This is a genomic window from Phenylobacterium sp., from assembly GCF_036402295.1.
Classification (GTDB): Bacteria; Pseudomonadota; Alphaproteobacteria; order Caulobacterales; family Caulobacteraceae; genus Phenylobacterium.
In genome coordinates, this window is record NZ_DASWTE010000462.1 from 1 (window position 1) to 4,202 (window position 4,202).

Annotated in this window: 3 protein-coding genes; 1 reads left to right on the top strand and 2 read right to left on the bottom strand. The window is 72.1% G+C overall.

The genetic code is table 11. The annotated features are described in order from the left end of the window. Positions 1-112, top strand: a 112-nt coding sequence (locus tag VGD44_RS26575; protein ID WP_414694730.1) for a PEPxxWA-CTERM sorting domain-containing protein, incomplete at its 5' end; no start/stop codon positions are given. 79 nt (positions 113-191) lie between these two features. Here VGD44_RS26575 and VGD44_RS25870 read toward each other — a convergent pair. Both VGD44_RS25870 and VGD44_RS25875 read right to left on the bottom strand, forming a co-directional pair. Then, complete coding sequence (locus tag VGD44_RS25870; protein WP_331091578.1) at positions 192-2,423, bottom strand: S8 family serine peptidase; 2,232 nt, start codon at positions 2,421-2,423, stop codon at positions 192-194. 303 nt (positions 2,424-2,726) lie between these two features. Beyond that, entirely contained in the window at positions 2,727-4,094 is a 1,368-nt protein-coding gene (locus VGD44_RS25875; RefSeq protein ID WP_331091580.1) for an amidohydrolase family protein, read from the bottom strand. Positions 4,095-4,202 lie beyond the last annotated feature (108 nt).

Here is a 4,202-nt window from a genome sequence, read left to right on the forward strand (position 1 = left end):
CGGCGGCGGCGGCGGGAACGAGGTTCCCGAGCCCTCGACCTGGGCGCTGATGATCCTCGGCTTCGGCGGCGCGGGCGCCATGCTCCGCCGGCGGAAGACCGTCGTCGCGTAGACCGCGGCGTCAGATCCAGAGACAGAGAAGCCCCGGCGTCACCGCCGGGGCTTCTTCGTTTGGGGACGTCCGGGCCCGATCAGCCGAACAGGAAGTCGCTCGTCTTCAGGCTGTAGCCGTTCGAGAGCTGGATCAGCTCGGTCTGGCCCGTGGCGGCGTCGGTGATCACCCAGGCGCCGCCCGACTTGGCGAGCGTCGAGCCGGCCGAGTAGCCGGTCAGCAACAGCTTGTCGCCCTTGGCGAAGTCGGAGATCACGTCCCCCGCCGCCTCGCCGCGCGCCAGGACGAAGGTGTCCTTGCCCGACCCGCCGGTGTAGAGGTCGGCCCCGGCGCCGCCGTCGAGGGTGTCGTTGCCGGCGCCGCCGAGGACCGTGTCGCGGCCCAGACCGCCGTCCAGGTTGTCGTTGCCGCCCAGGCCGTCCAGCTTGTCGTCGCCCAGCGCGCCGAACATGAAGTTCGCGCCCGAGTTGCCGGTCAGGATGTTCGACAGGTCGTTGCCCGTGCCGCTCACGTTGGCCGAACCGGTCAGCGTCAGGCGCTCGACGTTGGCGTCCAGCGTGTGGCTGACGCTGCTCTGGACCAGGTCGTCGCCCTCGCCTGCCAGCTCCACGATCGTGTCGCCGGCGTTGTCCACGACGTAGACGTCGTTGCCCGCGCCGCCCAGCAGGTTGTCGGCCCCGGAGCCGCCGTTCAGGGTGTCGTTCCCTTCCAGGCCCGAGATCGTGTCGCCGTAGCTGGTCGGCAGCACCGTCGTCAGGCCCGTCGTCGACGTCGAGGGCGCGATGGCGTCGGCGCCGGACGTGCCCGTGATCACCACGCCCGTCGTCGGAGGCGGCGGGGTCGGGGTCGGCTCAGGCGGCGGCGGTTCGACCGCCGCGAGCGTGTCGAGGAACTGCGCCACGTCCAGGCGGCCGTCGCTGGCCACCTTGTCCAGCACCGAGGCGGTCGGCGTCGCCGAGGCCAGCAGCGCCTCGCGCAGTTGCTGGGCCGAGAAGCCGACGTGCGCCGCAGCGTAGAGCGCCAGCGCGCCGGTCACGTGCGGCGCGGCCATCGAGGTGCCGCTCTTCGAGCCGTAGCCGCCACCCGGCATGGTGGAATAGATCCCCGAGCCCGGCGCGGCGATGTCGACAGAGGTCGAGCCGTAGTTCGACCAGCTGGCCAGCCCGCCGGCGCTCGTCAGGGCGGCGACCGAGATCACCGCCTCATAGCCGGCCCCGGCCACGGTGGAGATGCTGGAGGGGTAGTAGGGCGTCGCGTCGTTGTTCGAGCCGTTGTTGCCGGCGGAGACGACGTAGAGGATGTCGGCTTTGGCGCCGCGGACCACCGCATCGACCAGGCCCGTGGAGTAGGCCGTGCCGCCCCAGCTGTTGTTGGTGGCCACGAACTCGACGCCCGTGCCCTGTTTGGAGGCGTTGGTGAAGTAGTCCAGCGCCTTGATCGAGTTCGACGTGTAGCCGTAGTTCGACGCGTCGAGGAACTTGAGGGCCACCATCTGGACGTTCCAGGCCACGCCGGCCACGCCCTCGCCGTTGCCGCCCGTCGCGCCGATCGTGCCGGCGATGTGGGTGCCGTGGCTGTGGTCGTCCATCGGGTCGTTGTCGTTGTTGACGAAGTCCCAGCCGATCAGGTCGTCGCGATAGCCGTTGGCGTCGTCGTCGAGGCCGTTTTCCCAGCGGGCGTCGTTGAGCAGGTCGCCGGCGTCGATGCGCCCGTTGCCGTTCTTGTCGGCGACGTAGCTCGAGTTCCGGCTGTCGTTCAGGTCGCGGAAGGTGATCACGCCATCGGCGTCGGCGTCGGTCAGCGACGAGCGGAACGCGAGCGGGATCTCCTTCTGGTTCAGCCAGATGTTCAGGTAGAGATCGGGATGGGTGTAGTCGATCCCCGTGTCGACGACGCCGATGGCGGTCTTGGTCGAGCCGATGTTGCCCGCGGCCCACGCCTCGGACGCCTGGCTGCCGTAGACGTTGGTCGGCGTGCCCACGTCGCCGTAGAGACCCCAGGTCTGGCCGCTGGCCACGCTGGTGTCGTTGCTGACCGACTGGCCGGTGAGGACGAAGTCCGGCTCGGCGAACTTCACGCCCGGCAGATGCGAGAGGATCTGGATCGCCTTCTCGACCGTCACGCCCTGGCCCAGGCCGATGCGGGCCAGTTCGCCCTCGCCGGCCTCGCCGCCGCGGATGATGTCCAGCAGCCGGCCGCCGATGGCCTCAAGCGCACGGCTGTGCTCCGCCGCCGTCGCGTTCGGATCCAGCTGCAAGATGATCTGATCGGGACGGTAGGCGGCGCCTTGGGGAATGGCGGTATCGGGCATTTTAGCTCCAGAGACAGGGACGAGTTCTCTGGCGCAGAAGTCCGGGCGGACTCCCTCCAGAGTATCCATTCAGGGTTGCGGGTTAGAAGGTTACGCCAACGAACAGCTACGCTTGTTTTTCTTGGGCCCTTTACTTCTGGCCTTCGCGAGAGTGCCGTTAGCGTTGTTAATTGGCCGCGTAACCGTAAGATTAATTGCCGTTATCCACGTGCCCGGTGCGTCGATTTGTCGGGCGATCGCGGGCCGTCCACCTAGGCGAAGCGCCCCTGCGGCGCGGCAGGTGTGGCAACCGGTCGCGACCGACTACCGCCCGTGCGCGACCGCTCCGTCCATCAGCGTCAGGCGGACGTGGGCGGCGCTCGGCTCGCCCAGCACGTCGCGCAGTGGGGCGTCCAGGAGGACGAGGTCCGCGGTCTCGCCCACCGCCACGCGACGCGGCGGACCGCCGGGATCGGCGGGGTCGCCGAGGTAGAGCGACAGCGCGGTCGCCGCATCCACCGCCTCGCCCGCGCCCAGCACGGCGCCGCCGGCGCTCCGCCGATCGACGGCCGCCGCCATGCCGGCCCAGGGATCGGGGCTCGCGTAGGGCGCGTCCGAGCTTCCCGCCACCGGCACGCCGGCGGCTCGCAGGCTCGCACAGCGGTAGAGGTCGCCGAGCTCCGCCGGATCGACCTCGGCGGCGTAGCGGTCGCCGCGCTCGCGCACGAACGCCGACTGGGTCACCACCGTCAGCCCCAGGTCGCGCAGCTGCGGGATCGCCGCGGCGGGAATGACTCCGCCGTGCTCCACCCGGTCGCCGGGCCGCGCGCCGGCCGTCGCGAAGGCGGCGAGCGTCAGCGCCAGTTCGCCCGCGGTCACGCAATGCACCGCCACCGCCCGCCCCCAGGCCCGCGCCCGGCCGATCCGCGCCACGAAGTCGTCGAGGTCGGGCAGCGCGTGGTCGTCCAGCAGCACCTTCAGCGGCCCCACCGCGAAGGCGCCGTCCGCCGGCGCCTCGAGCGCGCCGCCGCTCATCAGGGTCAGGCGCTGCGGCAACGCGCCGGTCCGATGCGCCTCGGCGAGGCGCGCCGCGGCGTCCGCGTCGGTCGTCACGCTGGCGTCGGTGAGCGCGGCGATCCCCAGCGCCGCCAGGGTTCGCCCGACCGGCGCCAGCGGCGGCGGCGCGGCGCGCAACCGGGCGCGCAGCCACGCATCCTCGCGCCAGATCCGCCCGCTCGCCCGGTCCAACCCCGGCGGGTCGTCGCCCTCGCCCAGCGCCGCCAGGGCCCGGCTGTTCAGCACCCACAGCGCCCCCGTCTGGTGCTGCACGCGCAGCGGGTGGTTCGGGGCGAGCCGGTCGAGGTCGTCGCGGGAGAGTTCGCCCGCGATGCGTTCGTGATAGCCCAGCGCGCGGATCCAGGCGCCTTCCGCGCGCCCGGCCGCCGCCGCCGCGATCCGGGCCGAGACGTCGTCGGGGCCGCGCGCGTCCTCCAGCGCCACGGAGTCAGCCCGCGCCGCGTAGCCGAACAGGTGGATGTGGTGGTCGCACAGGCCGGGGATCAGCGCCCCGCCGCGTCCGTCGATCTCGTCGCCGCGCGCCGCCAGCCGGGGTCCGATCTCGGCGATCCGACCGTCGGCCAGCCGAACGTCCAGGCCGCAGCGCCCCTCGACCTCCACGTCGCGGAGGATCACGCGCCCAGGCCCAGGTACGCCGCCGCTCCGGCCGCCGTCCGCGCCAGCGCCACATCGACCAGTACGCCACCGCCCGCGGCCAACCCCTCGAGGGCTCCGATGGCGCCG

Excerpts from the sequence above, each read along its gene's own strand:
- VGD44_RS25870 (WP_331091578.1), bottom strand. The coding sequence starts at position 2,423 with ATGCCCGATACCGCCATTCCCCAAGGCGCCGCCTACCGTCCCGATCAG.